The sequence below is a fragment of the Bacillus sp. SSR7 genome, assembly GCF_055902415.1.
Map to the genome: position 1 here is coordinate 1 of NZ_JBVVXV010000012.1, position 24,995 is coordinate 24,995.

General features: G+C 36.1%; 28 protein-coding genes and 1 tRNA gene. 9 read left to right on the forward strand and 20 right to left on the reverse strand.

Annotation, left to right across the window (positions count from 1 at the left end; translation table 11 throughout):
• The 5 genes from AC0NJG_RS19220 to AC0NJG_RS19240 all read right to left on the reverse strand — a co-directional run.
• Nucleotides 1-635: DUF4047 domain-containing protein (locus tag AC0NJG_RS19220; protein WP_474063308.1), on the reverse strand; the 635-nt coding region annotated here is incomplete at its 3' end.
• A gap of 161 nt (nucleotides 636-796) precedes the next feature.
• Nucleotides 797-1,384, reverse strand: a complete 588-nt coding sequence (locus AC0NJG_RS19225) for a CalY family protein (RefSeq protein WP_000172849.1) — start codon at nucleotides 1,382-1,384, stop codon at nucleotides 797-799.
• A 60-nt stretch (nucleotides 1,385-1,444) separates the two neighbouring features.
• On the reverse strand, nucleotides 1,445-2,014 hold the full coding sequence (sipW, locus tag AC0NJG_RS19230) for a signal peptidase I SipW (RefSeq protein WP_087951725.1): 570 nt from the start codon (nucleotides 2,012-2,014) through the stop codon (nucleotides 1,445-1,447).
• A 192-nt stretch (nucleotides 2,015-2,206) separates the two neighbouring features.
• Nucleotides 2,207-3,493 (reverse strand): D-alanyl-D-alanine carboxypeptidase family protein, encoded by a 1,287-nt coding sequence (locus AC0NJG_RS19235; protein WP_087994540.1) that lies wholly within the window; start codon nucleotides 3,491-3,493, stop codon nucleotides 2,207-2,209.
• Between the two features lie 155 nt (nucleotides 3,494-3,648).
• Complete coding sequence (locus tag AC0NJG_RS19240; protein ID WP_087951723.1) at nucleotides 3,649-3,876, reverse strand: hypothetical protein; 228 nt, start codon at nucleotides 3,874-3,876, stop codon at nucleotides 3,649-3,651.
• Between the two features lie 434 nt (nucleotides 3,877-4,310).
• On the opposite strand from AC0NJG_RS19240, the gene AC0NJG_RS19245 reads away from it, so the two are divergent.
• A complete protein-coding gene (locus AC0NJG_RS19245; RefSeq protein WP_049111720.1) occupies nucleotides 4,311-4,526 on the forward strand; it encodes a hypothetical protein in 216 nt (71 codons plus the stop codon).
• A gap of 178 nt (nucleotides 4,527-4,704) precedes the next feature.
• Nucleotides 4,705-4,777 (forward strand) — tRNA-Val (locus tag AC0NJG_RS19250).
• Between the two features lie 434 nt (nucleotides 4,778-5,211).
• Here the strand turns inward: AC0NJG_RS19250 and AC0NJG_RS19255 are convergent.
• From AC0NJG_RS19255 to AC0NJG_RS19310, 12 genes are all read right to left on the reverse strand, one after another.
• Nucleotides 5,212-5,400 carry a hypothetical protein gene (locus AC0NJG_RS19255; RefSeq protein ID WP_087994544.1) on the reverse strand — a complete coding sequence of 63 codons (189 nt, stop codon included), beginning with the start codon at nucleotides 5,398-5,400 and terminating at the stop codon, nucleotides 5,212-5,214.
• A gap of 50 nt (nucleotides 5,401-5,450) precedes the next feature.
• Nucleotides 5,451-5,699: a DUF4176 domain-containing protein gene (locus tag AC0NJG_RS19260; RefSeq protein WP_071727897.1), complete on the reverse strand. Its 249-nt coding sequence runs from the start codon at nucleotides 5,697-5,699 to the stop codon at nucleotides 5,451-5,453.
• A 171-nt stretch (nucleotides 5,700-5,870) separates the two neighbouring features.
• The gene (locus tag AC0NJG_RS19265; RefSeq protein WP_077316981.1) at nucleotides 5,871-6,065 is read right to left on the reverse strand and encodes a hypothetical protein; all 195 of its coding nucleotides are present in this window, start codon (nucleotides 6,063-6,065) and stop codon (nucleotides 5,871-5,873) included.
• 2 nt (nucleotides 6,066-6,067) lie between these two features.
• Entirely contained in the window at nucleotides 6,068-6,946 is an 879-nt protein-coding gene (locus AC0NJG_RS19270; RefSeq protein ID WP_087994545.1) for a WXG100 family type VII secretion target, read from the reverse strand.
• 152 nt (nucleotides 6,947-7,098) lie between these two features.
• The gene (locus tag AC0NJG_RS19275; protein ID WP_223290782.1) at nucleotides 7,099-7,512 is read right to left on the reverse strand and encodes a hypothetical protein; all 414 of its coding nucleotides are present in this window, start codon (nucleotides 7,510-7,512) and stop codon (nucleotides 7,099-7,101) included.
• Nucleotides 7,513-7,956: 444 nt separating this feature from the next.
• Entirely contained in the window at nucleotides 7,957-8,145 is a 189-nt protein-coding gene (locus AC0NJG_RS19280) for a hypothetical protein (RefSeq protein WP_000516413.1), read from the reverse strand.
• 38 nt (nucleotides 8,146-8,183) lie between these two features.
• Nucleotides 8,184-8,432 (reverse strand): DUF4176 domain-containing protein, encoded by a 249-nt coding sequence (locus AC0NJG_RS19285; RefSeq protein WP_087994546.1) that lies wholly within the window; start codon nucleotides 8,430-8,432, stop codon nucleotides 8,184-8,186.
• Nucleotides 8,433-8,630: a hypothetical protein gene (locus AC0NJG_RS19290; RefSeq protein WP_474063309.1), complete on the reverse strand. Its 198-nt coding sequence runs from the start codon at nucleotides 8,628-8,630 to the stop codon at nucleotides 8,433-8,435.
• A gap of 13 nt (nucleotides 8,631-8,643) precedes the next feature.
• Nucleotides 8,644-9,360, reverse strand: coding sequence for a WXG100 family type VII secretion target (locus AC0NJG_RS19295; RefSeq protein ID WP_474063310.1), 717 nt, complete (start codon nucleotides 9,358-9,360; stop codon nucleotides 8,644-8,646).
• A gap of 238 nt (nucleotides 9,361-9,598) precedes the next feature.
• On the reverse strand, nucleotides 9,599-9,781 hold the full coding sequence (locus tag AC0NJG_RS19300; RefSeq protein WP_001178300.1) for a DUF3976 domain-containing protein: 183 nt from the start codon (nucleotides 9,779-9,781) through the stop codon (nucleotides 9,599-9,601).
• 28 nt (nucleotides 9,782-9,809) lie between these two features.
• Nucleotides 9,810-10,187, reverse strand: a complete 378-nt coding sequence (locus tag AC0NJG_RS19305) for a hypothetical protein (protein WP_001109901.1) — start codon at nucleotides 10,185-10,187, stop codon at nucleotides 9,810-9,812.
• A gap of 2 nt (nucleotides 10,188-10,189) precedes the next feature.
• Nucleotides 10,190-10,399: a helix-turn-helix transcriptional regulator gene (locus AC0NJG_RS19310; protein WP_000428510.1), complete on the reverse strand. Its 210-nt coding sequence runs from the start codon at nucleotides 10,397-10,399 to the stop codon at nucleotides 10,190-10,192.
• Nucleotides 10,400-11,225: 826 nt separating this feature from the next.
• On the opposite strand from AC0NJG_RS19310, the gene odhA reads away from it, so the two are divergent.
• The 6 genes from odhA to AC0NJG_RS19340 all read left to right on the forward strand — a co-directional run bounded on the left by odhA (nucleotide 11,226) and on the right by AC0NJG_RS19340 (nucleotide 21,715).
• Nucleotides 11,226-14,093: a 2-oxoglutarate dehydrogenase E1 component gene (gene odhA / locus AC0NJG_RS19315; RefSeq protein WP_474063311.1), complete on the forward strand. Its 2,868-nt coding sequence runs from the start codon at nucleotides 11,226-11,228 to the stop codon at nucleotides 14,091-14,093.
• Nucleotides 14,094-14,226: 133 nt separating this feature from the next.
• Nucleotides 14,227-15,486 (forward strand): 2-oxoglutarate dehydrogenase complex dihydrolipoyllysine-residue succinyltransferase, encoded by a 1,260-nt coding sequence (gene odhB, locus AC0NJG_RS19320; RefSeq protein WP_000569898.1) that lies wholly within the window; start codon nucleotides 14,227-14,229, stop codon nucleotides 15,484-15,486.
• 124 nt (nucleotides 15,487-15,610) lie between these two features.
• Nucleotides 15,611-17,530 (forward strand): putative thiazole-containing bacteriocin maturation protein, encoded by a 1,920-nt coding sequence (locus AC0NJG_RS19325; RefSeq protein WP_474063312.1) that lies wholly within the window; start codon nucleotides 15,611-15,613, stop codon nucleotides 17,528-17,530.
• On the forward strand, nucleotides 17,527-19,476 hold the full coding sequence (locus AC0NJG_RS19330) for a TOMM precursor leader peptide-binding protein (protein ID WP_087994548.1): 1,950 nt from the start codon (nucleotides 17,527-17,529) through the stop codon (nucleotides 19,474-19,476). The genes AC0NJG_RS19325 and AC0NJG_RS19330 overlap by 4 nt, the downstream gene beginning before the upstream one ends.
• Before the next feature lie 15 nt (nucleotides 19,477-19,491).
• Nucleotides 19,492-21,033: a SagB family peptide dehydrogenase gene (locus tag AC0NJG_RS19335; RefSeq protein WP_474063313.1), complete on the forward strand. Its 1,542-nt coding sequence runs from the start codon at nucleotides 19,492-19,494 to the stop codon at nucleotides 21,031-21,033.
• Nucleotides 21,034-21,124: 91 nt separating this feature from the next.
• Nucleotides 21,125-21,715 (forward strand): class I SAM-dependent methyltransferase, encoded by a 591-nt coding sequence (locus AC0NJG_RS19340; RefSeq protein WP_087994550.1) that lies wholly within the window; start codon nucleotides 21,125-21,127, stop codon nucleotides 21,713-21,715.
• Nucleotides 21,716-21,744: 29 nt separating this feature from the next.
• Here the strand turns inward: AC0NJG_RS19340 and AC0NJG_RS19345 are convergent, their stop codons facing one another.
• From AC0NJG_RS19345 to AC0NJG_RS19355, 3 genes are all read right to left on the reverse strand, one after another.
• Complete coding sequence (locus AC0NJG_RS19345) at nucleotides 21,745-22,155, reverse strand: DUF3908 family protein (RefSeq protein WP_474063314.1); 411 nt, start codon at nucleotides 22,153-22,155, stop codon at nucleotides 21,745-21,747.
• A 146-nt stretch (nucleotides 22,156-22,301) separates the two neighbouring features.
• Nucleotides 22,302-22,790 carry a GNAT family N-acetyltransferase gene (locus tag AC0NJG_RS19350; RefSeq protein WP_474063315.1) on the reverse strand — a complete coding sequence of 163 codons (489 nt, stop codon included), beginning with the start codon at nucleotides 22,788-22,790 and terminating at the stop codon, nucleotides 22,302-22,304.
• 103 nt (nucleotides 22,791-22,893) lie between these two features.
• A complete protein-coding gene (locus AC0NJG_RS19355; protein ID WP_087951708.1) occupies nucleotides 22,894-24,228 on the reverse strand; it encodes an FAD-dependent oxidoreductase in 1,335 nt (444 codons plus the stop codon).
• A gap of 199 nt (nucleotides 24,229-24,427) precedes the next feature.
• Here AC0NJG_RS19355 and AC0NJG_RS19360 point away from each other — a divergent pair, with 199 nt between their 5' ends.
• On the forward strand, nucleotides 24,428-24,856 hold the full coding sequence (locus tag AC0NJG_RS19360) for a hypothetical protein (protein ID WP_074567599.1): 429 nt from the start codon (nucleotides 24,428-24,430) through the stop codon (nucleotides 24,854-24,856).
• Nucleotides 24,857-24,995 lie beyond the last annotated feature (139 nt).

The window sequence follows — 24,995 nt, forward strand, 5'->3', positions numbered from 1 at the left end:
TGTTTCTTACTCTCTTCTAGTTTTTTCGCTTCCTCTTGTTTCTTACTCTCTTCTAATTCCTTTTGTTTCTCAGCCTCGCTCAATTGTTTTGCTGTTTCATCTACTAGTAGCTTCTCAAAATCTTGAATTTGTTTATCAATCACCTGTAAATTAACTTCTTTATCAACATACTCACAGTTTTCTTTCACTATATGAAAACCAGCATTCACATACGAGAATACTTGCTTATTCGATTCAGTTGTATTTCCTTTTAACTCTTCTTGTACTTGATTATAAGGTTCTTCTATTGATTTATATACTTTTTGTAACGATTCTCTCTCAATTGCTATTTTCTCTCGCCCTTTCTTCCATATAACAAGCGCCTGTTCTAACTCTTGAGCGGAGCTAACAGTTAATTTTGATTTCATCCCTTCATACTCATTCAAAATAACTTCCTTATGCTGCTTAGCTTGTTCTATTAATTGATCAACTGTTTTCGGAAAAATACTTGCTGTAGAAATAGTAGCCGCTACTTTCGTTTCATGAATGAAAGCTGCTTCTGTATAAGTCATCATTTGAGAGCCTAAATAAAAAGTAATCGAACACAAACATGGCAATATAAGCATCTTTTTGAATTTACGAGGTGGCTTCAGCATTTTAATCTCTCCTATCGAACAACGTGTTCTTTATCAAGAACTATATCTTTATTATAATAAAATGAATTACAAAATGATATAAAAATTATGTTTCTTTTTACATTTCACTTTTAGCAGAAAAAGAGACTATCACTTTCGATAGTCTCTTTTTGTTGTCCTTATTATTTTGTTTCACCATCGCCTTGCTGTGCATCAAACGTCCAAGTTAATTGTAACTTATCGCCTTGGAATTCATTTTGATCTTTTTTATTATCAACGAATTCAAATTTCACTTTGAATTTATCAGATTTACCTGCTGAAATACCTTTTTCATCCCAGAACCAAGCAGCTAAATCGTTATTTACCGCAGTAAGTGTGTCACCCTTCAATTTATCTAGCGTTGTTTCTTTTACGATTGTTTCATGCTTGTCTACATTTTTTAAGAATGTTACTTTAATATGTTTACCAAAATCATCTTTATTATCTTTCTTCACATCTTCTACATTGTAATCTGTTTTTAGTAGTACTTTTTTAATATCTAATGTCCCTTTATTTTCTAATTTAAATTCTTTTTCAACTGTATCACCAGGCTTTAAATTCGATACATTAACAACTGTTGATGGATTTAATGCTAAATCAAGCGTACCAGACGCAAATGTATTATTTGACACTTCTTTATCGCTAAAGTATGCAAATGTTCCTCCGCCAACTAATGCCGCTCCTAATACTGCTGATGCGATACCCATCCCTAATTTTTTCTTTAAAGTCATGTCCATATCCCCTTAATATATATTTGTTAACTTCCTAAAAGGAAAGTATAACCAAACGAACTAGACGGATTGTTCTACTTTTTTCTCTTTTTTTTCTCCGTCAATGCTACGAATAGCACTAAAAATAGAAATCGCGGAATAGCCTAGTAAAAAGACACCTGGAATAATAAGAAGCAAAGCAGCTCCAGCTTTTGAATTCGCATAATTTAATGCATACCCTGCATATGGAACTGTAATATCTGCATATTTCCCAATGACATTCTCCGCAAGTACTGGTTCTAAATCAGGGCCGTTGTTGTTATCCCCTTTTGTTTCATACATTACTTTTCCATTTGTATCTTTCACACCGATAATACGGTGAGTGATAATTTTTTCATCTTTTTCTTTAAAGGTAATAACATCACCTTTTTGATATTTAGAGCCATCTTTCGTCGGTTCTATCGCAATGATTGATCCTGTTAAAAATGTTGGTTCCATTGATCCTGATAACACTGATTTAAATTGATATCCCATCACCGTTGGATCCCCACCGCTAGCTTTTGAAGAAATAACTACAAAAGCTAAGCAAACCATTAATGCAAATAAAACAAATGAGATAACGTTGCTAATCACCTTCCAAATTAATTTCATCGTTTCTCTCCCTCTCCGTTGTTTTATATTATTTGAAGTATGCAATATCCACTATTGTTCTTTAACAAGAACACAAGTAAATAATATAACGAACGAAACGGAAATGCAATAAGAAAATTTACAATTATTAGTTATTTTAAATATAAAAAAGGACTGTGACAAATTCTCTTCACAGCCCTTTAAACTAGTAATTTATTTTTCTTCTGATTTCATTCCTTTTGTATTTCGGCGTAACACTACAAATAAAATGGCTCCAAATAATATGGCAGCACCTATCCCAATGCTTATTATTTTCACGTTTGATTCATTTACTTCAGGCTCGATCGTATCTTTTTTAGGCATTGCAAAAGTAACATCTTCTTTAGAAAGAACATTAACCGTCGCAATTGTTTGATTATTCTTTGTGATATCAACTGCCCCAACTACCTCACCACGATGAATTCCTTTATGATACAAAGAATCTTTATCTAATGAAGCCGCACGGAAAATCGTCCTCACATTTTTTCCTTCATCTTTCTTAAGCATCACTTCTGCACTTTTTTCAAGCTCGCTATCAATATCTTTATTTAAATACGTTGTCTTTTGATGCCAACTATGTTTATCTAGTACAGTTTGCTTCACAAATTGACCAAAAGAATAGTCCGCCATCTGCTTTAAATCTTCATAAATTTCAGGTCTTTGAGAAGCCATTACTACATTTATAATACGATTTCCATCCTTCTCATTTAATAGAACGAGCGTATTGCGTGCTTCATTTGTAAAACCTGTCTTACCGCCAATACTAAATGGATTTTCAAAATAAGTAGATTTATTAAAAATAGAAACCGTCTGCCTAGATGTCGTAACTGTCGTCCTTTTCGTATTCATCGCTTGCAAAATCTCAGGGTACTTTTGCACACCTCTCGTAATCATAGCCATATCAAATGGTGTTGTATAATGATTCGGATCATGCAATCCATTTGGCGTGACAAAGTGACTATCTGTCGCCCCTAATTGCTTCGCTTTCTCATTCATCATATTAGCGAAATTCTCAACACTTCCGCCAATACGCTCCGCAATCGCATACGACACATCATTTGCACTCAGTACCATTAAAATCATAAGTGCAGTATTTCTATTAATCGTCTCACCAGGTTGAAACTCAATTTGATAATTACTCTTCTCTTGATCTAATGCTAATTGTGAAAACGTAAATTGATCCTCTGGCTTCGTATGTTCCATAAGTAAAATCGCCGTTAACACTTTCGTCATACTAGCCGGAAATGCACGATGATGTGCGTTTTTGTCATACAAAACATCTCCAGTTTTCGCATCAATCGTAGTTGCAAACTGACCAAAAACATTTGGCCCTTCCTTAGGTGGTGGTGCCACTTGTTCTGGATTCACTCCAATATTCGTCTCAGCACGTAACGTCATAGGTGTCAAAAAAAATAAACAAATAACGGTAATAAAAGCCAAAATTTTCTTAAAATTTACCATATGACTCTCCCTTTTCACTATACTCTCACAGTTTAAAAATTGAATCTACCAATCTACATGTAATTTGTATTAAATTGGAAGAACATTTACTGTTTTTTACTATATCATACTTTTACGATGAAGAACATAAATATACAATAAAAAATAAGAAAGAATTATTCTTTCTTATCCTTCTCATCAATCAATGAATCAATTAAATTTTGACTAGCTTCCTCAGGTGTAATCTCATCTGTCATCCCCATAAACGACCAACCTTTAGAATCGACCCACTCAACAAACTCTTGTAAAAACTCATCATGTGTAACATCCACATCAAGAATCGAACCATTAATCAAAATCGTTCTATTTCTAGATACGCGCATCTTGAACGTCTTCCTTACCATTACAATAATTCTCCCTCTACTTCTGAATATTTATAAAGTGAAACTTTAATCAGTGGGGGGGCTTCATTCCCCACTGATTATTAGTTGAACCAATCGGGCTTTTACGGGCAGTTGATCTCCCACCTAAATTCTTTGCTTTCGCTGAATTTTGAGCGGGGATCTTACTGCCCGTTAATGCGGGGTAAAATAATCTTGTATCTCTGTTATACATGATTTTCAGTAAATTGTAAAAAGGATATATTGGCCAATTTGAATATTGAAACTGAAAATCTATCATCCTGCAAAAATATGAAACGATATGCAAATGATCATAAATTACTAAATACATTCACATAAAAATAAAACAACTTACATTGTATCACACCAAATACAAATGACTTTCGTACAATAGAATGGAATATACTAGAAGAAAACTTATAATGAGGAGGAACTCCATGGCGCGTTGTACGTATTGTAAAACGAAGTGGAAAGTAAAAGATGTGTGGTCGATACTCGTGACATTTGAAAAGGATTGCCCGTATTGTTTTGGAAGGCAGTATCTATCTAATGACACCTTTCATCATGCTAATGCCGCTCTACCTCTATTATTCCTATGTCCTTTACTTGTTGATTTAAACGATGAAAACCCTTTGGATAAATATCTTAAATAATACGACCGCTACATCCTACTAAGTTTTTTCTCATTATTATCCCTTCAGATACTACTCGCATAATTGCATATGATTTCCCTTTTAAAACTTACTGAAAAAATATCGCTAAATTTCAGTTAATTATATATAATTGCTTTAGCATAAAGATTGAAGAGGCTGTTACATACGCACTTTTGAAGATCCCGTAGCTCAGCAGGGAGAGCGCCACCTTGACAGGGTGGAGGTCGTGAGTTCGAGCCTCTCCGGGGTCATAAAACCTAATAGTATCAAGGCTTGAGAAGGTATTCTCAAAAGCTAAAACTGTGGGGTCTCCATCAGACACTACAAGTTCACAGAGGACTAATTCTAGTCAGCAAACCAGCTGGCTCAGGGGGCGTCCTCTTTTTTGTTTCCATAAAACTGAGAAAGGACTGAAAAGAAAATGCTACTTAAGTTTGTATAGTAATTAAAATTATAGTTTTTACACTCATTGAAATCAGTGAGATAACTCTTAAGACTACTATTTATTTAACCAGATCGCCAGTTCACCTACAGTACTCCCCTTCAAATATCCTAATTTAACGATACTCTACTTAGCAATTCTATAAAAAAAATAAAGCAAGGATTTCTCCCTGCTTCTGTTAGCTTCTTTTATTGAGATAATTAACCACCAATATTCTTATCTGCCATTCTATACAATTTATATCTATTCTGCCCTCTTCTTTTTTCGATTTCTAAATATAACCTCTAACACTACTACTGTGGTGAATCCTACAGTTAGCTGTAAACCTGTAAACAGCAGTTTATCATTTAGAGGAATATCAGGTGCACTCCACAGTAGTACCGGAGGGATAAGTATACCTATAATTACAAGAGTTCTCATTATCTTACCCATTTTGTTTCTCCTATCGTGTTTTTAAAATCTATATGTATTTTTAAACTAATCTACAATTCGACTAATTTCTCACGTAGAACTAATTCACTTTCAGTCATATACCCTCTATGCATTTCCTCTACAATCTTATTATGATTAAAACACAATACTTTTTCATCACCTAAATAGCCCACTGGGTAAGGGACGCCCACATAATCAAAATCACGTTTATCTGCTGATACAACCATTCTTCCAATGATCATAATAATCGGTTCTACTTCTTCTAGTTTTACTACTGTTCCTATTGGTAAAAGTTTCATATATATTCTCCTTTTCATTGTTATAAAAACCAATCAAATATTATTAAAATCTACAAGTTAAAGTACCCTCAAAATCACAAATAATTCCTCTGTACTTGTGACCATAGGTATCCCCTATCATAATACACAGAGCATACTTACAATAATTGAATTCTTCCTTGTTTAAGTAAACTACTTATCTCTATTTTTTTTAAATTTATTAGTTATGTATTCTAATAAGTTCGTTGTACCAAAAGACAAAAGAGCTAGCAATATTATAAAAGCAATTAACGCTAATTTTTTCCCCCACCCATAAGGAGCAAATAAACTAAATATAAGTAAAGCTGAAAATCCAAAAATTTTTATAACTCTTGCTTGTTTAAACATAATTACTCTTGTCCTTCCTTAACAAATTTACCAAACAAACCACCACCAACTTTTCCACCACCGACATACGCACCAGTTTCTTGGCCAGCATGAAGCTTATAACCAAATGTTCCTAATCCTAATTCTCCACGTACTTCAAAATCATATTCACCTATTATTGGGATAAAGTCTGGGATATCAATTTTTGTTGATAATTCATATTTTTGAACCGTTAACTCTGCATCATCTTTTAAGGTGTAATCCTCAATTCCAAAAGCTACAGAACCATCTAGGAATTTTTGCGTTGCCTTCATCTCCTGATCGAATATAGCACTAGTTGTAATGGTATTCTCTAGACCTGTAACACCTGCTTTTCCTCCAATAATGTTGCCTGTAAACAAGTCTTCCTTTATGGTATCAAAGGAATAAGGAGCATTTACATCAATCTCCCCATGTCCTGCCTTAAACATGAATTGAGTGTTTTCTGAAATATCAAACTTTCCTGTTACTAAATCCCCCTCCGCTTTCCCGCCAAGGCGGCCATCTTCTTTCCATTCAGCTGAACCTATAAAAAACTCAGTTTGACCATTTACGCGGTCTTGTAGATACAATGACCCCACAGAACTAGCAACCTCCATATTATCAGTTTCTTCAAATTTTTTTGCGGTTGCAAGTAGAAACTTCTCAAGCGGCTCTAATATGGTTATAAATTGTGCCATTTTAAATGATGAATCACGGAAATCCGTATTAAATTTCATATAGGTTGAGCCCAACCAATTACTAGAAATCATATCAATATCTCGTTTTAGTCGCTCCTGTGTTGCAGTTGCATTCGTGATAGTTGATCTAATAGTCCCTGCCACTTTTCGCAACTGTTCAGGAGTAACTTTTATATTCCCCATAGCCATTCCCCTTTTAAATATTTATATAGGATATTTTACCATATAAAATTAATTTTACAGAATAATATTTTTTATACTCTTAAAAATCCGAAAACTCCCTACCCCTAGTATCTTTCTAGGTAAAACTAAAGAGGTAGCTTTGAATTGCTGCCTCACGAGACACAACCATCCAGTGTGATCTGTTGGAGGAATCTCAATTCAGCATCTTCCTCTATCCTACCTGCTCGGTATTCTATCTCACTTACCTCAGTAACATTAATCCCCTCCAGGTAGACTAACTTATCAAACAGATTACTAAATATGTGTAACACATCGTTTTGAACTTGCTGGATATCTTCCTCAGGTGTTACTTTTCTATATTGTGCCTGTTTATAGACTTCTCCCTCAGGTTTAAACTTATAAGCAACAGCTACTTTAATATATTTGTTCATATTAGTGTTCTCTCTTTTATATTCCAGCTCACTAATCTCCTTAACAGTTACATCTAGCACTTCTCCCTCTGAAGTGTGCCTATCAACTGTTTCCTGTTTAGTATCTCTATGGAACGGCGCTACAACAACTTTCATCCTCTATCATCTGCTATAATCATGAAAGATTGTTGATAGAGATCCTGTGTTCGAGCCTCTCCGGGGGCATAAAACCTAATAGTATCAAGGCTTGATAGGGTATTCTCACAAGCTAAACTTGTGGTGATCTCTATCAGACACCATAAGTAGTCCTCTTTTTTGTTTCCATAAAACTAAGAAAGGGCTGAAAAGAAAATGCTACTTAAGTTTGTATAGTAATTAAAATTATAGTTTTTACACTCATTGAAATCAGTGAGATAACTCTTAAGACTACTGTTTCTTTAACTCAGATCCCTATCCCCCTCAGATATCCTAATTTAACGATACTCTACTTAATAATTCTATACAAAAATAAAGCAAGGATTTCTCCCTGCTTCTGTTAATTTCTTTTATTGAGAAGATTAGCTACCAATATTTTCATCTGTCATTCTATACAATTTATATCTATTTTGCCCTCTTCTTTTTTCGATTTCTAAATATTACCTCTAATACTACTACTGCGATGAATCCTACAGTTAGTTGTAAACCTGTAAACAGAAGTTTAACATTTAGAGGGATATCAGGTGCACTCCACAGTAACGCTGGAGGAATAAGAATACCAATGATTACAATAATTCTCATTATCTTCCCCATTTTGTTTCTCCTATCATATCTTTAAGATTTACGTTTTTTTACAATTCTACTAATTTCTCACGTAGGACCAATTCACTCTCAGTCATATACCCTCTATGCATTTCCTCTACAATTTTATCATGATTAAAACATAATACTTTTTCATCACCTAGATAGCTCACTGGATAAGGAACACCTATATAATCGAACTCACGCTTATCCGCTGAAGTAACCATTCTTCCAATAATCATCACAAATTGTTCTATATCTTCTAGCTTCACAACTGTTCCAATCGGTAAAAGTTTCATTTATTTATTCCCCCTTTTTTTATTGACTTTTTCCATAAAATTTATAACAAATGAGTTCCACACTAGAGAAAATCCAGTAAATATAAGAACAGCCAGCGAAATAACAATTTTATCTTTCCACGTTTCTCCATTTATCATAGCTAGTGTAATTAATAGTACCGCTGCAATACATATTACTACTTGTGTGACTCTACGCATTTTAACCCCATCCTCACTCTTCCTTCTTAAATTTAAATGAGAATCCTCCACCATAACCATTAGGTGCTGTTGCGGAAAATCCTGATTCTTCACCTGCACGGATTTTATAACCATATCCCCCCAGTATGATTTCACCTTTAACATCTATATCATAGTCACCTAATACAGGGATATAATCAGGTATCTTAATCTTCGTAATTTCCGCTTCGTATACTTGCAAAGCTATCATGTTTTCACTTTTAAAAGAAAATCCCTCAATCCCCTGTACATAAGAAGCTACTCCTTGTTTGCTAGTAAGAGTTAATTCCTCTCCAAAACCTTTAGAAGAATTATATTTATAAGCTATCGTCTCTTGTGCAACAGCACCTTCTATTTTTACCCCTATAATATTTCGTTGTAAAACATCTTCTTTAGCAGCCTCGACCGTATATGGTATGTTGAATTCTGCTGAACCGTTTAATGCTTTAAAGGTAAAGTTTGCATTATCAAATAACTCATGTTCGGCATTTATCACAGTTCCACTACCTTTAAGTGACACTCTACCATCACCAAAATTCGCGTCCATACTACCTTTTAAATATTCTACATTTTTTTGGGACTTCGCCTTCGCAATCATATAATTCATTTGATCTGCTTCGCGGAATTTCTTGGCAGAGTGTTTGAGTTCTTCTGAAATTTCATCCAATAGATTATTAACTTCAAAAATCCTTGGTTTCGCTTCGTTAAACATTTGATAGAAATTCTGACTGGTGGCACTTGTTCTCGTTTGTTACATATTATATAAGTAGTACTAGCTACAAGTAATAGAAATATTAATAAAAAGAAGATAGTTTTTTTATTCATATAATATGCTCTCTATCTATCATTTTATTAAATTATATAATATCTACTATATGCAACAAATGGATTTAGTGGGGATTTTAGGATTTTATAACAAAAAGAAAAACCTTACTCAAGTAAGGTTCATTCTATAGTGACTGATTTATTAAAACGATCATTACGATAATCGCTATAAACATAACAACTAAACAGCCGATCATTTTATAAAAGCCTCGTTTCGTTAACGTCCCACCTTGCACGTCTTTCCGAATAAATAAGAATACGGCTAAAAATAATACAAGTCCAATGCCAAAAGCATACATCATTTGCATATGTTAATCTTCCTTTCTCTTTTCCATCTTAATATCTTTTTGCCAAAACAACAAACGAGATAAAGACGGTACTCATCGTGAGTGCCATAAGTATGTTCAATAGTTCAGTAGCAGATAGTGTAAGTATTTTTAAGTTTAAGCCGATAGAGAAAAGAAGATAATATGCTGTTAATGCAAAAAAGGTCACGAACATTCCTTTATAACGAATGAGTTTCATTCGTTCGTCTTTTTCTTTAAATTGTGGGTGCAGGTAACTTAGGCAAAAACTCATAATCATCATCCCAAGCAATGGATACGTTATAGCCGGCGGTGCAGAATGCGTCATTATACCTGTTAATATCATAAATCCACTCATAAATAGAAAAATAATCCCCATAATTACGAAGTACTTTTGTGAATAGTTCATCTTTACTCCTCCCCTTCTTTTCCTTCATAAATAAATACATGTTCTATCGTTGTCTGAAATGTTTTTGCTATTTCAAATGCTAACGGAAGTGACGGATCGTATTTTCCTTTTTCAATTGAAATGATGGTTTGTCTGGAAACGCCAAGTTTCTCAGCCAATTTTTCTTGAGATAGTCCAAATTTTTTTCGGTATTCGACCATTTTATTTTCCAAGGAATTTTCTCCCTCCTCCCTTATACCGAGTATATACGTAAAGCAAACTTTACGTCAAGCTTCCTTTACATTCATTTTAATTATTATTCACGCTATTTATATAGAAGAAACTTTTTGAATTTCAGTACGTCTATTTTGTAATGAAACATGGAACAATGTAAATAACTGTTACTATATCTCCACCTCTCTTTTTTTAAAATTTAATATCTCCATATTTGTTTTATCCTTTTAAAATATTTCATTTCTCTCTTTATTCCACGAAATGCGTTATTGATTTTACGGTGTTTTTCGTCATATTTATAGAAACTAACTGTTTATGAAGCATTTTTTATGTTTAGCAACTTTTTTTGTAGAAATCCTTCACTTTCCTTTCAATATTTAACACTATCTAAATAAAGTTTACGCTAAATTCATAATTTTTTATTTTTTATACTATATTCCGTTATATTGTTGTATAATATCAATGAAAGCGCTTATTATTTCAATATACATAATTCGAACTTATTTTTATCGAAACATTCTAACTATTATACTTATATTTACATGCAACAATTTTAGTTATTCGTATAGGTATACCAAATATATCCACCCTATTTTTCTGTAAAATTACTTTATAACATGAAAGATTAACTTGGGTGATAAGTTATTGTGAATGTTTTTTTACAAAACAGATAAGTAATAGTGTTTGGTATTATGTAAATTATTGTAATAACATAAGAGTAAAGAAAAACATTTACATTGATTATTGGTTCATCAATTATTGAAAAGAGCAAAATGCACCTTTTTGTATGGAAAAAGGATTATATGCATTGGGAGGTTTAAACAAATGACGAGGAAGAATACAACGACAAACCCTTGGGCCAAGTTCCACGGTCCGAACCTTGGTTATGTTATTGAACAGTATGATCTTTACGTAACTGGAGCAGGTTCTGTTGATCCGGAATTACAAGAGCTTTTTGAAATTTTTGGAGCTCCTTCGTTTCAAGATGATGTCGTAACAGGGGACAACACAGCAACACATTTTTCTCCTCAAAACACAGGTAACATTGAAAAGATTCTTAAAGTCGTTCAGCTTGTTGAACAGATTCGTTCTTTCGGGCATACGTTGGCTCACATCAATCCGATGGAGGATGCTGCAAATGGACAATCTCTTCTTGAGAAAGCAATGAACGAACTGAGCGATGCTGATTTGAAAGCGATTCCAGCTAAAACAGTATGGCAAGATGCACCAGAAGGTATTCACACTGCACTTGATGTAATTCATAGATTAAAAGAAGTGTATACACAATCTTTAGCTTATGAATTTTCTCATATACAAGATAGTGAAGAACGCGCGTGGTTGCATCAAATGGTGGAATCAAATTCATTGCGTCAACCACTATCAAATAAAAAACGAACTGCTCTTTTAAAACGTTTAACAGCTGTTGAAGGTTTCGAGCAATTCTTGCATAAAACATTCGTTGGGCAAAAGCGTTTCTCTATCGAGGGCGTTGATATGCTTGTACCTGTTCTAGATGAAATTGTGCTAGAAGGTGCCAAGAACGGCGTAGAAGATGTCATGATTGGTATGGCTCATCGCGGTCGTCTAAGCGTACTTGCACACGTATTAGAAAAACCATATAGTCACATGTTTGCTGAGTTCAAACATGCAAAAATAGAAGGCGCAGTAGCAAATTCTGGCTGGACTGGCGACGTGAAATACCATTTAGGTAGAGAACAAGTCGTTAGTAACGAGGAAGTTAGCACTCGCGTTACATTAGCAAATAATCCAAGTCACCTTGAGTTCGTTAACCCTGTTGTAGAAGGTTTCGCACGTGCGGCTCAAGAAAACCGTAAAAAATCTGGTCTTCCAGAACAAGATACTTCAAAGTCATTCGTAATTTTAGTTCACGGTGATGCTGCATTCCCTGGTCAAGGTATTGTATCTGAGACGTTGAACTTAAGCAGATTGAACGCGTACCAAACGGGTGGAACAATTCATGTTATCGCAAACAATGCAGTTGGTTTTACTACTGATAGCTATGATTCTCGTTCAACAAAATATTCAAGTGACCTTGCAAAAGGTTTCGATATTCCGATTGTCCACGTAAATGCTGATGATCCGGAAGCTTGTCTTGCTGCTGCTAACCTTGCGATTCAATATCGCATGTTGTTCAAAAAAGATTTCTTAATCGATTTAATTGGTTACCGCCGCTACGGTCATAACGAAATGGATGACCCAGCAGTTACACAACCACAAGTGTACAAAAAGATTAAAAATCACCCAACGGTAAGAGCAATTTATGCAGATCAATTACAAGCTGCTGGTGTTCTAAATGCAGATGAGATTGAAACAATTACACAGTTTACACAAGAGCAATTAAAATCTGACTATGCACAAGTACCGCCAGCTGATACGAGCGATGCAACAATTCACGTTAAAGTGCCAGATGTTGTTGCAAAAGGCATTCAGCCAATCGATACTGGTGTTGAGCTTGATTCACTTCGTGCAATTAATGAAGGTCTATTATCTTGGCCAGAAGGATTTAACGTATATCCGAAGGTGAAGAAAATTCTTGAGCGCCGTAAAGATGCTCTTGAAGAGAACGGTAAAATTGAATGGGCACTTGCTGAGTCATTAGCATTCGCTTCTATTTTACAAGAAGGTACGCCAATTCGTTTAACTGGTCAAGATTCACAGCGTGGTACATTCGCGCATCGTCACATCGTATTACACGATACTGATACAAATGAAACATATTCACCATTACATCGCTTACCAAACATCAACGCTTCATTCTCTGTTCATAACAGTCCGTTATCAGAAGCTGCTGTTGTTGGTTACGAGTATGGTTATAACGTATTCGCTCCAGAAACGCTTGTTATGTGGGAAGCGCAATATGGTGACTTCTCAAATACTGCGCAAGCATTATTTGATCAATATGTTTCAGCTGGAAGAGCAAAATGGGGTCAAAAATCTGGTTTAGTTCTTCTATTACCACACGGTTATGAAGGTCAAGGACCAGAGCACTCTAGTGCACGTCCAGAGCGATTCTTACAGTTAGCTGCTGAGAACAACTGGACAGTTGCAAACTTAACGAGCGCGGCACAATACTTCCATATTTTACGTCGTCAAGCATCTATCTTAGGAACAGAAGCTGTTCGACCATTAGTACTGATGACGCCGAAGAGTTTATTACGTCACCCACTTACGCTTTCAACTGCTAGTCAGTTAAGCGAAGGACGTTTCCAACCTGCTTTAGAACAAGAAAACCTTGGTACAAAACCAAACAAAGTAAAACGTCTTGTTTTAAGTACAGGTAAAATGGCGATTGACTTAGCAGCAGAAATCGAGTCTGGTAAGCATGAGTACAACTTAGATGAAATTCATATCGTTCGTATTGAACAGTTGTACCCATTCCCTGCTGAGAAAGTTCAATCTATTATTAAACGCTTTAAAAACTTAGAAGAAATTATTTGGGTTCAGGAAGAGCCTCGTAATATGGGCGCATGGCATTACATGGCTCCAATTCTGTTCGAACTAGCTAGAGATAAAGTGAAAACAGGTTACATCGGACGTCCAGACCGCTCTAGCCCATCTGGCGGCGATCCATTCGCTCACAAAGCTGAGCAAGAACTAATTGTTGCACACGCTTTAGATGTAAAGTATAACTTCCGTCAAGATAAACTAGAAATTGAAGTTTTCAGCAACTAAAAAGTAACAATGAAGATTTCTAGCTTGTTCCTTGGGCAGATATTCTGCCCAAGGTCAGGCTAACAAATGGAGATTACCGAAGACAAAAGAAGAAAAAACACACCGTTAGGCAAATAAGGGGAGGACATTTAAAATGATCGAAATTAAAGTACCTGAGCTTGCAGAATCTATTACTGAAGGAACTATCTCACAATGGCTTATCAACGTAGGCGACAAAGTTGAGAAAGGTGGCAGCGTTGTTGAGCTTGAAACTGATAAAGTCAATGTAGAAATCATTGCAGAAGATTCAGGTATTGTATCGAAGTTACTAGGCGAACCTGGGGATACAGTTGAAGTTGGCGCAACTATCGCAATTTTAGATGCAAACGGAGCACCAGTTGCAGTAAGTACACCTGCACCGGCTGCTGAGCAACCAAAACAAGAAACAGCTGAAGCACCAAAAGCTGCGGCACCAAGTGCTGAACAAACTGCAACTCTACAAGGTTTACCAAATACAAACCGTCCTATCGCATCACCAGCTGCTAGAAAAATGGCTCGTGAATTAGGAATCGACTTAAACGACGTACGTAGCACAGATCCACTTGGACGTGTGAGACCACACGATGTACAAGCTCATGCTGCAGCACCAAAAGAAGCACCAGCTGCTCCAAAAAGTCCAGCTCCTGCTCCAGTTGCAAAAACTGAATTCGAAAAACCAGTTGAGCGCGTGAAAATGTCCCGCCGCCGTCAAACAATTGCAAAACGTCTTGTAGAAGTTCAACAAACATCTGCAATGTTAACAACATTTAACGAAGTTGATATGACTGCAATCATGGAATTACGTAAAGAGCGTAAAGATGCTTTCGAGAAAAAACATGATGTACGTCTTGGTTTCATGTCATTCTTCACAAAAGCAGTTGTTGCAGCATTAAAACAATTCCCATTATTAAATGCTGAAATTCAAGGTGACGAGCTTATCATTAAAAAATTCTATGATATCGGTATTGCAGTAGCAGCTCCAGATGGATTAGTTGTTCCAGTTGTACGCGATGCGAACCAATTAAACTTCGCTGAAATCGAAAGCGAAATTCGTGAATTAGGTAAAAAAGCACGTGACAACAAACTTTCATTAAAAGAACTACAAGGTGGTACATTTACAATTACAAACGGTGGTGTGTTCGGTTCTCTAATGTCAACACCGATCCTAAACAGTCCACAAGTTGGTATTTTAGGAATGCACAAAATCCAAGTACGTCCAGTTGCAATTGATAACGAGCGTATGGAAAACCGTCCAATGATGTACATCGCTTTATCTTACGATCACCGTATTGTTGATGGTAAAGAAGCAGTTAGCTTCCTTGTTGCTGTTAAAGATATGCTTGAAGATCCAAAATCATTATTATTAGAAGGTTGATAGATTAATAATCTATTATATAAAGGCTGTAGAATAATCATTCTACAGCCTTTTTTGCGTTCATATGGGACAAATCGCATGACATAAGCTAATAATGTATGCCTATAACGTAAGGAGGATTAAAATGAGTAACCTTCCAATTCATGCAAAATTGAAAGCAAATAAGGATACTTTCTTCCTCCCCGACTCAAACGGGGGTGTCTATTTTCGAAATAACGCCAGTTCATTTCGTATGGACGGTGATGGAATTTATAATTGGATTGAAAAATTAATGCCGATGTTTAACGGTAATTATTCTTTAGCAGAAATAACGGATGGTCTCCCTCTTCCCTATCAAAATCGTGTGTTTGAAATTGGAGAGATTTTATATACAAATGGGTTTGTCCGTGATGTAAGTCAAGACGCACCTCATGAATTAAACAGTGCATTGCTTGATAGATACGCTTCGCAAATTGAATTTCTAGAAGCAGATTCTCATTCAGGCGCATTAAAATTCGAAACGTACCGCAAAGGGAATGTCCTTATAATTGGTTCTGGAGATATGCTTACTTCCTTAGTTTCTTCTTTATTAGAATCCGGATTACCTACCTTTCATTACCTTGTGACAGATTATGAAGAAACGAATTACGACCGCATTCATGAGCTAATAGAACTTGCACATGAAGTAGATAATACTGTACTTGTTCAAGAAATAGACACGACAATTGATCGTCCTCTGCATGAAGTGTTCGAGCCTTTCGACTGGATTTTGTACGTTTCTCAAAATGGAGATATTGATGGCCTAAGAGCAGCTCACACGATTTGCAAGGAAGTAGGAAAGAACTTCATACCAGCCGTTTGTTTATCAACACTTGGTATAGCTGGTCCTGTCGTAATGGCTAATCGTGAAGAATGCTGGGAATCCGCATGGCATCGGCTACATGAAACGACTTTACAAAATGAAAATTCATCAGCCGCCTTCTCCCCTATTACATCTGCAATGCTAGCAAATATAATCGTTTTTGAATTATTTAAGCACGTTGCTAATGATTCTTACCGAGAAAAAGAACCTCAATTCTTTTTATTAAATTATGAAACACTCGAAGGAGCATGGCATCCTTTTATAAAACACCCTCTCGCAACTGATGAAAGTTTTACAATTGATACGATAGAAGACTTTTCTGAACAACTTGAGCATCGGTCTAGCCAACATACTTCAACTGAATTATTCCGTTTTTTCGATTCATTAACTTCTAAAGAAGCTGGTATATTCCATGTATGGGATGAACAAGATTTATATCAATTACCATTATCACAATGTAATATTCAAGTAGCTACACCGCTATCAGATGGTCCAGCTTCCCTCCTGCCTCTTATGATTTGCGCTGGTTTGACTCATAACGAAGCGCGCCGAGAAGCTGGTTTAGCAGGAATTGAAACATATGTAACAGAAATTATGCACCGCCTTATTCCTGAACATAACGATATCGGTATTGGCGCTGGGGAAACGATGACAGAAGGTGTATACCGGGCGCTACAACAACATTTAAATAATAAATTGTATGAGCGGCATTCACATATGCTAGAAGAAATTACGACGGTCGATTTAACCGAAATTCATGATAAACATTGTAGATTTTATTACGATGCTCTCGCTACAATTCATGAAACACCTAAAATAGCGGTAAGTGAAGAGATTCTCAGTTTTCCAGTCGTTTGGGTCGGTATAAATGATCGATGGTACGGCGCATCTAATATTAATACAACGTTAGCGTTACGAAACGCACTACAACTATCCCTTCTTCATATTCAAAATGAAGAGACTCCATACAGAGCTAATATCTTGCCGGAATCCTCTATTATTTTATATGACACAGATTCTTTTAGATTAGAAATACAAGCGGAAGAAGAAATTCCAAGCACGCAATCTGTACAGCTTGCCTTGCAACATTTAGAAGAACATAATTTTTATCCATTCGTGTTTGATTTAGCTATCGAACCATTTTTGAAAGAGAACTTAGATGGTGTGTACGGGGTATTAATTGCAAAGGAGGACGGTCTATGACTCAAAATATATTACTTATAGGAGATGGCGTTCTTGCAGACTATGTACATGATCAATTATGCAAACAATATTCCATCATTCGCCAACACACAATTGCAGACGAAATCCCTGAAAATATCGACCTCGCTCTCGTATTACACGACGGCTCTCCTTCTACGATTCATCATGACGCTGAGCTAACTTTCCGGTCAAATCATATTCCGTGGCTACGTGGTTTTACTTCATTTGGTGAAGGGGTTATCGGTCCTTATATTCATCCTCTTGCAGCAGGATGTACTCATTGTGCCGATGGACGACGCTTTATCGCTGGATTTGATCAAAAAGAAATGTGGGAGCTACAACGAAAATATGCGGTAAAGGAAGAAAACGTAACGAGGCGGGATGTACGTGCCACCCAAAATGGTATTCTGCAAATGTGCCATCTTATTTGCGCAGAAACAGAGAAAATATTAACTCATACTCATTCTTCTTTAGAAAATGAACTCATTTTACTAAACTTACAAACGCTGCAATGTACGCGGCATTCTTTTCTTCCAGATCCGCTCTGCCCTGTATGTAGTAATTTACCTGATGACACAGCAGATGCAGCAGCGATTTCATTACAACCGAGCTTAAAAACAAGTGATGCAACATATCGCTGTCGTTCCATTCATGAACTAAACACATTTTTAACGAAGGACTATTTAGATTACCGAGTCGGTATGTTGAACGGAAAAATGCAGCATTCTTTATTACCATTTGCTGACGTTATTATAAACATGCCATTAATGTTTGGAAATGAAGGGGTTGCAGGCCGAACTCTTTCATTTGCAATAAGTGAAGCAACTGCCATTTTAGAAGGTTTAGAACGATATTGTGGTATGTCACCTCGAGGAAAAAAGACAAATGTGCATGGTAGTTTTCATGATTTAGAGGATTATGCACTAAATCCCCTTACGCTCGGTGTGCATACAAATGAACATTATAATCGTGATGGTTTTCCATTTAAACAGTTTGATCCTGACTTTGAACAAAACTGGGTATGGGGATATTCGTTGTCACAAAACCGGCCAATTTTAATTCCAGAATCAATCGCTTATTATAGCCTCGGGCATCGAGATGCCTTCGTATATGAAACATCAAATGGATGTGCCATTGGTGGTAGTTTAGAAGAAGCAATTTTTCACGGCATTTTAGAAGTTGTAGAGCGTGACGCCTTTTTGCTCACTTGGTATGCTGCATTACCTCTTCCCCGCCTTGATCTTAGTTCAGCAAATGATACGGAATTACAATTAATGATTCAGCGGCTATACACGATTACCGGTTATGAATTACATGCTTTTAACGCAACGATGGAACACGGCATCCCAAGCCTATGGGTAATTGCGAAAAATACGCGTGAAAATGGAATGAACGTTGTTTGTGCTGGTGGCTCTCATTTAGACCCAATCCGCGCTTTAAAGAGTGCCATTCACGAAATAGCAGGCATGTTACTTATAACAGACGATGAGCTTGAACAAAAAAGAGAGCACTACGAAAACTGCTTACAAGACCCTTATCTCGTTAGCCAAATGGGAGACCACAGTATGCTGTACGGATTGAAAGAAGCAGAAGAACGTCTCCACTTTCTTTTACGTGACGATGCTCCGATGCAAACGTTCCAAGAAATGAACGGATTACAATCATTTGATCTTGATTTAACATCCGATCTTCATCAACTTTTAAATCGTCTAGGGCAATCTGGACTTGAGGTAATCGTTGTAAATCAAACAGTGCCTCTTATAGAAAAAAACGGATTACATTGTGTAAAAGTCATTATTCCAGGCATGCTACCGATGACGTTCGGTCACCATCTCACTCGGGTTACAGGACTGGATAGAGTGTATACTGTACCGATGACACTTGGATATACAAATGAACCTTTAACGAATGAACAATTAAATCCGCATCCGCATCCATTTCCATAGTAAAGGAGGGAATCTATGCAGCTGGATACTTTTTTACATCATCTCCATTTTTCTATAGACGAAATTATGCCGAATCATGAAGTGGACTGGGAAGATGCACCGCTCCCTTATAAACTATATCGAAATGTACCTATCATTCCTCTCTCTTTAGAAATCCCATTATCTTTACCTAACTCTTCTACTACACCTACTTTGAATGAGATTGGTCATTACCTTTGGTGCTCATTTGGTTTAACACAATTATGTCAGCTAAATAGCGAGAAAATTTTATTCCGAAGATCTATCCCTTCCGGCGGTGCTTTATATCCAAATGAATTGTATATATATTTAAAGATTGACGATTATCCAGACGGTATTTACCATTACGACGCCGCGCATCACCGACTTATCTTACTACGCGAAGGAAATTTCGATTCTTATCTTTCGGAAGCACTTGGAAATCGTTGTAACTTACATTCTTGTTTTGGTGCTGCATTCGTATCCACTATGTTTTGGAAAAACTACTTTAAATACAATAACTTTTCGTATCGGCTTCAAGGGTTAGATAGTGGTGTTCTCATCGGACAATTACTTGAATGTGCCAAACAGTTCGGTTACACAAATGGCGTATATTTTCAGTTTTTAGATCGTGCAATCAATCATTTACTCGGACTGTCAGAAGGCGAAGAAAGCGTGTATGCTGTTCTTCCTTTCAGCACAGAGCCGCAAATTGATTGGTTTTACAATGATTACCGTGAAAATAAAACAGTTACTTCTCATGAGTTGTTACAACAAATCCCGCCGCTCCCACATGAACATTTCATTCGGTCAAAACATGTTGATGAATATCCGATGATAACAAAAATAAATGAAGCTTCTATGATTGAATCGACAACACACTTCCAAACACTAGCTCATGAAGAGCACTTTCAACATCATGTGCACGCTGTACAACTGCCAAAAGTAGAGCGTTTATCTTATGATTTCTTACAACTTTGCAAAAAACGGTATTCCCCTGATGCTGACTTTATTTTAACGAAATGGGATGCAGCCGAGCTCGCTACTTTACTACAAGAAGCGAGCCTCTCCTTCCCTTATTACAACGACCTTGATGGTCAGTATGTAAATGAAAATGCGCGCGTCTCATTATATGGATGTTTCTATAATGTAACAGATATAGAAAACGGCGCTTACGCTTATAACAGTAAAACGCATTCCATACAACCACTTCGGTACGGAGATCTTCGTTATCCCCTTCAATCTAGTATGACGATGGATAACGTAAATCTTTTTCAAGTACCACTTTGCCTACATGTAGTCGGAAAGAAAGATTATTATACAAATGCATTAGGCTATAGAGGATACCGCATTCACCAAATGGAAGCAGGTATACTCGTTCATAAACTCGTTTTTGCAGCGACCGCAATGGGAATGGCTGGGCATCCTTTACTAAGTTTTGATACAAATTCATGTGATCAGTTGTACGGGATAGAGGCTGGGAATGAAACGGCACTGATTCAAATTCCTGTTGGAGCCTACCGAGCGCGGAATTGGTTAAAAGGGGATTTACGTATTTAGAAGCACGCCGGTGAACGGCGTGCTTTTTTAAAGGACTTAATTTATAAAAAGCGAAATGAGTATATATTCTTACATAAAAGGAGAGTTTAACTTGAGCATTTTACAACGATTAATCCAGCAAGCAAAAAATCCTCGCGGGACAATTGGTTCTTCCATGCTTTGTATTATGAACAGTGCACATACGAGACTAACAAATTGGGCTTTACAAAAAATACATATACGTAAAGATGCGATTACTTTAGATATTGGTTGTGGCGGAGGCAAAACAATACATACTCTTTCCAAAAGAATTCCGTTTGGGAAAATATATGGAATTGACTATGCAGAACAAGCTGTTGAAAACTCAAAGAAAGCCAATATACAGGACGTAAAAACAAGGAAAGTAATCATTCATCAAGCAAGTGTCTCCTCTATTCCTCACAATACAAACTTCTTCGATCTCATAACCGCTTTTCAAACACACTACTTTTGGCCTGATGTGGAACAAGATATAAAAGAAGTATTTCGCGTCTTACAACCGAAAGGATCTTTTTTATTAGTAGCCGAAACTTTCAAAATTCAATATCATATGGAGAAATATAAAACGACTGAAGAATTAATAAATCTATTTTATAAGACAGGATTTACAAATGTGAAATGTTATGAAGAAAGAGGATGCCTTTGTGTAATAGGAATGAAATAAAAAGCAGACCCTTTGAGGTCTGCTTTTTACTAGATTAATTTAAAGATACTTTTAATTTGTCTTGCAAATAACCAATTTTTCGTACCGTAGTTATCATTTAAACTATCTAAATTGATAAATTGTCCGTTAGCAAACTTTAATTCTAACGTTGTATTTTTGTCATTTGTTTTTAAATTACTATTTGTAATGGCATCATACTTTAATTTTTCAATTTCAACATATTCGTCTTTTTCTTGTCCGATCACGACATGGTCTTGGAAGAAGAAAAAGACTTCTACTTTCTTACCGAAACAAAATACATTTTTCGTATAAATTAATGTCGCATTATCAAGTCCGACGCATACTTCTTTCATCTCTTCAATAACGTGTCCAAAGTCTTCTTCATGTCTTGTGTTTGATTCAGCAATCCATTCTTCGATTGTTTTCATATTAATTGCCATACTGTGCCCCCTGGTTCGTTCATTGCTTTGTTTTAAAATAAATACTATATGACAATATAAGCGATACATACTATGTTTTCAAGGGTGAAAGATATATTCAAAATAAAGTTAAATTTCAAAGTAATATACTAAAAGAATCCATTTCATTATATTTCAAACGTTTGAACGAGACATTCTTCATCATCGATTAACTGTATTTTCTCATCAAATTCGATGTTTAGCTCCCTATATACTTTCTTCCAAAAAGAAACAGCTGGTACATTTTTCACAAGTTCGATAACGAAATATTTTCCTCGTTTCTCTTTTAGCAAACTCTCAATAACTTGTTTACCGATTCCTTTTCCTTTGTACTGATTCAATAAGAAAATGTCATGAATACTAAAGTCGTTTTCCTTCTTCAAAAATGGACGTTCCAACAATAATAAAAATCCTACAATGCTATTTTCAACTTTTATAAAATACGGAGTAATTCCATCATTTACCCAAAACGTATGCAAATCTTCGTATTCAAAAAATCCATTTGGCCCGATCGTTATATTAGGAGTGAATGTAGAGAGGTCATGAAGATATAGTGCGTACAAATTACGTAATATTTCTTTTTCTGATTCTTGAACGGTTTGAAGTGTTGCAAACATTTTTAATGATCCCCTTTCCTATATGTAACCATTTCCCAATCCTCTTCATTCGACAAAAATGATGATTCCCCTTTTAACGAAAAAAAATAGCACTTAAAAAGTGCTATTCCGCTCGCCTTGCCGCTTGCTGAATTGGATCCCAAACGCTGTTATATGGCGGTGCGTAACTTAAGTCGACATCTTCTAAATCGTGAATGCTCATTTTATTGAAAAGTGCCATTGCGATTACATCAATACGTTTATCTACACCTTCTTCTCCTATTACTTGTCCACCTAATAATTGTTTCGTGTCAGAACGGTATAGTAATTTCAAGTAAAGTGGTTTCGCATTTGGATAATAGCCCGCCATATTTGTCGAATCTACTTTGACTGTTTTATACGGGATATGTAGTCCGTTTGCTTCTTTTTCATTTAAACCTGTTCTTGCAAGCGTCAAATCCATAAATTTAATAATGCCTGTACCTAACGTACCTTTAAAGGCTCTTCGTTTATCCAGCATATTCAGTCCAGCAAGTCGCCCTTGTTTATTGGCAGTCGTGCCGAGCGGGATATGATCATGAATTTCTTTTATAACGTGGTAATGTGTTGCGCAATCACCAGCTGCATATACGTCTTGCACATTCGTTTGCATATATGCATTTACTTCAATTGCCCCTTTATGATTTGTACGTATATTTGTTCCTTCAAGAAAATCAGTATTTGGCTTCACTCCGACAGATACTAAAACAAGATCCGCTTTATACGTACCTTTATCCGTTTCAACTTCTTCTACTCGTTCATTCCCTTTGAACGCTTTTACATTTTCATTCGTTAAAATTTCAATATGATGTTTATCTGCTTCTTTATGTATATATTCCGCCATATCTGCATCATAAATTGTACCGATATGATCATTTCGCTCAATCATTCTTACTTTCTTACCAAGTTCGACGAATGTTTCTGCCATCTCAAGTCCAATTGCACCGCCGCCAATAATGGTTACATCTTCAACTTTATTCGTTTCTAACGTTTTTAATATGCGCTCAGCATCCGGAATTGTTTTTAAAAGATGAACCCCTTGTAAATCTCGGCCTTCCCATTCCGGCATAACAGGACGTACTCCGGTCGCAATTAATAATCGATCATACGGAAATTCAAAGACATCTTTCGTCTTCGTATGCTCTGCGTATACCATTTTCTTTTCCGTATCTACTTTCGTTACTTCATGTCGTACTTTCGCATCAATTCCATATTTATCACGAAACGTCTTCACATTACGCGCAATTAATTTTTCCGTTGAAGCGATAGCACCACTAATGACATACGGTAACCCACACTGGGCGTATGAATAAATCTCACCTTTTTCTAACGTCACAACATTTGCATTTTCATCGTTTCTAACAATTTGCATCGCTGCACTCATACCAGCTGCATCTCCGCCAATAATGACATAGTTCACTTTACCACTCCTTCTTTTTTACATACTCTTTACGTTTTCCATATTTTATAGAAATAACACCTACTTCCATTGTAAAGAAAGAGAATTTCATCTTCAAATTTTGTGCACAAACCTATGCCTAAATAGGTAACCGTCGTGTCTTATAAACAACATGTTTAATATGCTATAACAGTAACTACCGAAAGTAGGTGAAACATACATGTGCGCCGGCCTTCTCGTCCAGCTCCCAGAAGAACCGAGAGAACCAAAACCCGCCCTTCCACTTGAACAAGAGTTTACCGTTAGTGCAACTTTATACAGCGCTCGCGCTTGGTTATCTGACAATGACACTTTCCCACAAACTATTTGGAAAGCCACTCGCTTCTCTTCTGCATCACACGCCAATAAATCAATCTTCCCAGTTGGTACTGTGAAAATTATAAATTTTTCTGATGATACAATAACAGTTACTATATCCTCAGAATCAGATGATACTCTCAAAATAGTCGTCCCGCCTCGTTCCGAAGCAGCTTTAACATCTAGTTCTTTATCTGATGTGCAAGCCAGTACATCAGGAGGAGCAAGCAAAGTCACATTCCTCTTTCATATCTTTTTCTCAAGAGAACCTGGTCCAGCTAAAAAACCATAGAAAAGGTACAGTTATGCACTGTACCTTTTTCATATGTTCTATTCTCTTGATTTATTCAGTTCAACATTATAAGATTCAATCTTCAAACTGAGTCCCACACTTTGTACATACATACATTCATTCATTCATCCACCTTTTC

What these genes read in the sequence shown, in the direction of transcription:
- AC0NJG_RS19280 (WP_000516413.1), bottom strand. Translation starts at nt 8,145, where the DNA reads ATGGGGAAGATAATGAGAATTATTGTAATCATTGGTATTCTTATTCCT.
- AC0NJG_RS19235 (WP_087994540.1), bottom strand. Translation starts at nt 3,493, where the DNA reads ATGGTAAATTTTAAGAAAATTTTGGCTTTTATTACCGTTATTTGTTTA.
- AC0NJG_RS19245 (WP_049111720.1), top strand. Translation starts at nt 4,311, where the DNA reads ATGGCGCGTTGTACGTATTGTAAAACGAAGTGGAAAGTAAAAGATGTG.
- AC0NJG_RS19290 (WP_474063309.1), bottom strand. Translation starts at nt 8,630, where the DNA reads ATGCGTAGAGTCACACAAGTAGTAATATGTATTGCAGCGGTACTATTA.
- AC0NJG_RS19270 (WP_087994545.1), bottom strand. Translation starts at nt 6,946, where the DNA reads ATGGGGAATATAAAAGTTACTCCTGAACAGTTGCGAAAAGTGGCAGGG.
- AC0NJG_RS19285 (WP_087994546.1), bottom strand. Translation starts at nt 8,432, where the DNA reads ATGAAACTTTTACCGATTGGAACAGTTGTGAAGCTAGAAGATATAGAA.
- AC0NJG_RS19330 (WP_087994548.1), top strand. Translation starts at nt 17,527, where the DNA reads ATGACTCAAAATATATTACTTATAGGAGATGGCGTTCTTGCAGACTAT.
- odhA (WP_474063311.1), top strand. Translation starts at nt 11,226, where the DNA reads ATGACGAGGAAGAATACAACGACAAACCCTTGGGCCAAGTTCCACGGT.
- AC0NJG_RS19265 (WP_077316981.1), bottom strand. Translation starts at nt 6,065, where the DNA reads ATGTTTAAACAAGCAAGAGTTATAAAAATTTTTGGATTTTCAGCTTTA.
- AC0NJG_RS19350 (WP_474063315.1), bottom strand. Translation starts at nt 22,790, where the DNA reads ATGTTTGCAACACTTCAAACCGTTCAAGAATCAGAAAAAGAAATATTA.
- AC0NJG_RS19275 (WP_223290782.1), bottom strand. Translation starts at nt 7,512, where the DNA reads ATGAAAGTTGTTGTAGCGCCGTTCCATAGAGATACTAAACAGGAAACA.
- AC0NJG_RS19255 (WP_087994544.1), bottom strand. Translation starts at nt 5,400, where the DNA reads ATGGGTAAGATAATGAGAACTCTTGTAATTATAGGTATACTTATCCCT.
- AC0NJG_RS19295 (WP_474063310.1), bottom strand. Translation starts at nt 9,360, where the DNA reads ATGTTTAACGAAGCGAAACCAAGGATTTTTGAAGTTAATAATCTATTG.
- AC0NJG_RS19225 (WP_000172849.1), bottom strand. Translation starts at nt 1,384, where the DNA reads ATGACTTTAAAGAAAAAATTAGGGATGGGTATCGCATCAGCAGTATTA.
- AC0NJG_RS19240 (WP_087951723.1), bottom strand. Translation starts at nt 3,876, where the DNA reads ATGGTAAGGAAGACGTTCAAGATGCGCGTATCTAGAAATAGAACGATT.
- AC0NJG_RS19360 (WP_074567599.1), top strand. Translation starts at nt 24,428, where the DNA reads ATGTGCGCCGGCCTTCTCGTCCAGCTCCCAGAAGAACCGAGAGAACCA.
- AC0NJG_RS19300 (WP_001178300.1), bottom strand. Translation starts at nt 9,781, where the DNA reads ATGCAAATGATGTATGCTTTTGGCATTGGACTTGTATTATTTTTAGCC.
- AC0NJG_RS19335 (WP_474063313.1), top strand. Translation starts at nt 19,492, where the DNA reads ATGCAGCTGGATACTTTTTTACATCATCTCCATTTTTCTATAGACGAA.
- sipW (WP_087951725.1), bottom strand. Translation starts at nt 2,014, where the DNA reads ATGAAATTAATTTGGAAGGTGATTAGCAACGTTATCTCATTTGTTTTA.
- AC0NJG_RS19325 (WP_474063312.1), top strand. Translation starts at nt 15,611, where the DNA reads ATGAGTAACCTTCCAATTCATGCAAAATTGAAAGCAAATAAGGATACT.
- odhB (WP_000569898.1), top strand. Translation starts at nt 14,227, where the DNA reads ATGATCGAAATTAAAGTACCTGAGCTTGCAGAATCTATTACTGAAGGA.
- AC0NJG_RS19345 (WP_474063314.1), bottom strand. Translation starts at nt 22,155, where the DNA reads ATGGCAATTAATATGAAAACAATCGAAGAATGGATTGCTGAATCAAAC.
- AC0NJG_RS19305 (WP_001109901.1), bottom strand. Translation starts at nt 10,187, where the DNA reads ATGAACTATTCACAAAAGTACTTCGTAATTATGGGGATTATTTTTCTA.
- AC0NJG_RS19260 (WP_071727897.1), bottom strand. Translation starts at nt 5,699, where the DNA reads ATGAAACTTTTACCAATAGGAACAGTAGTAAAACTAGAAGAAGTAGAA.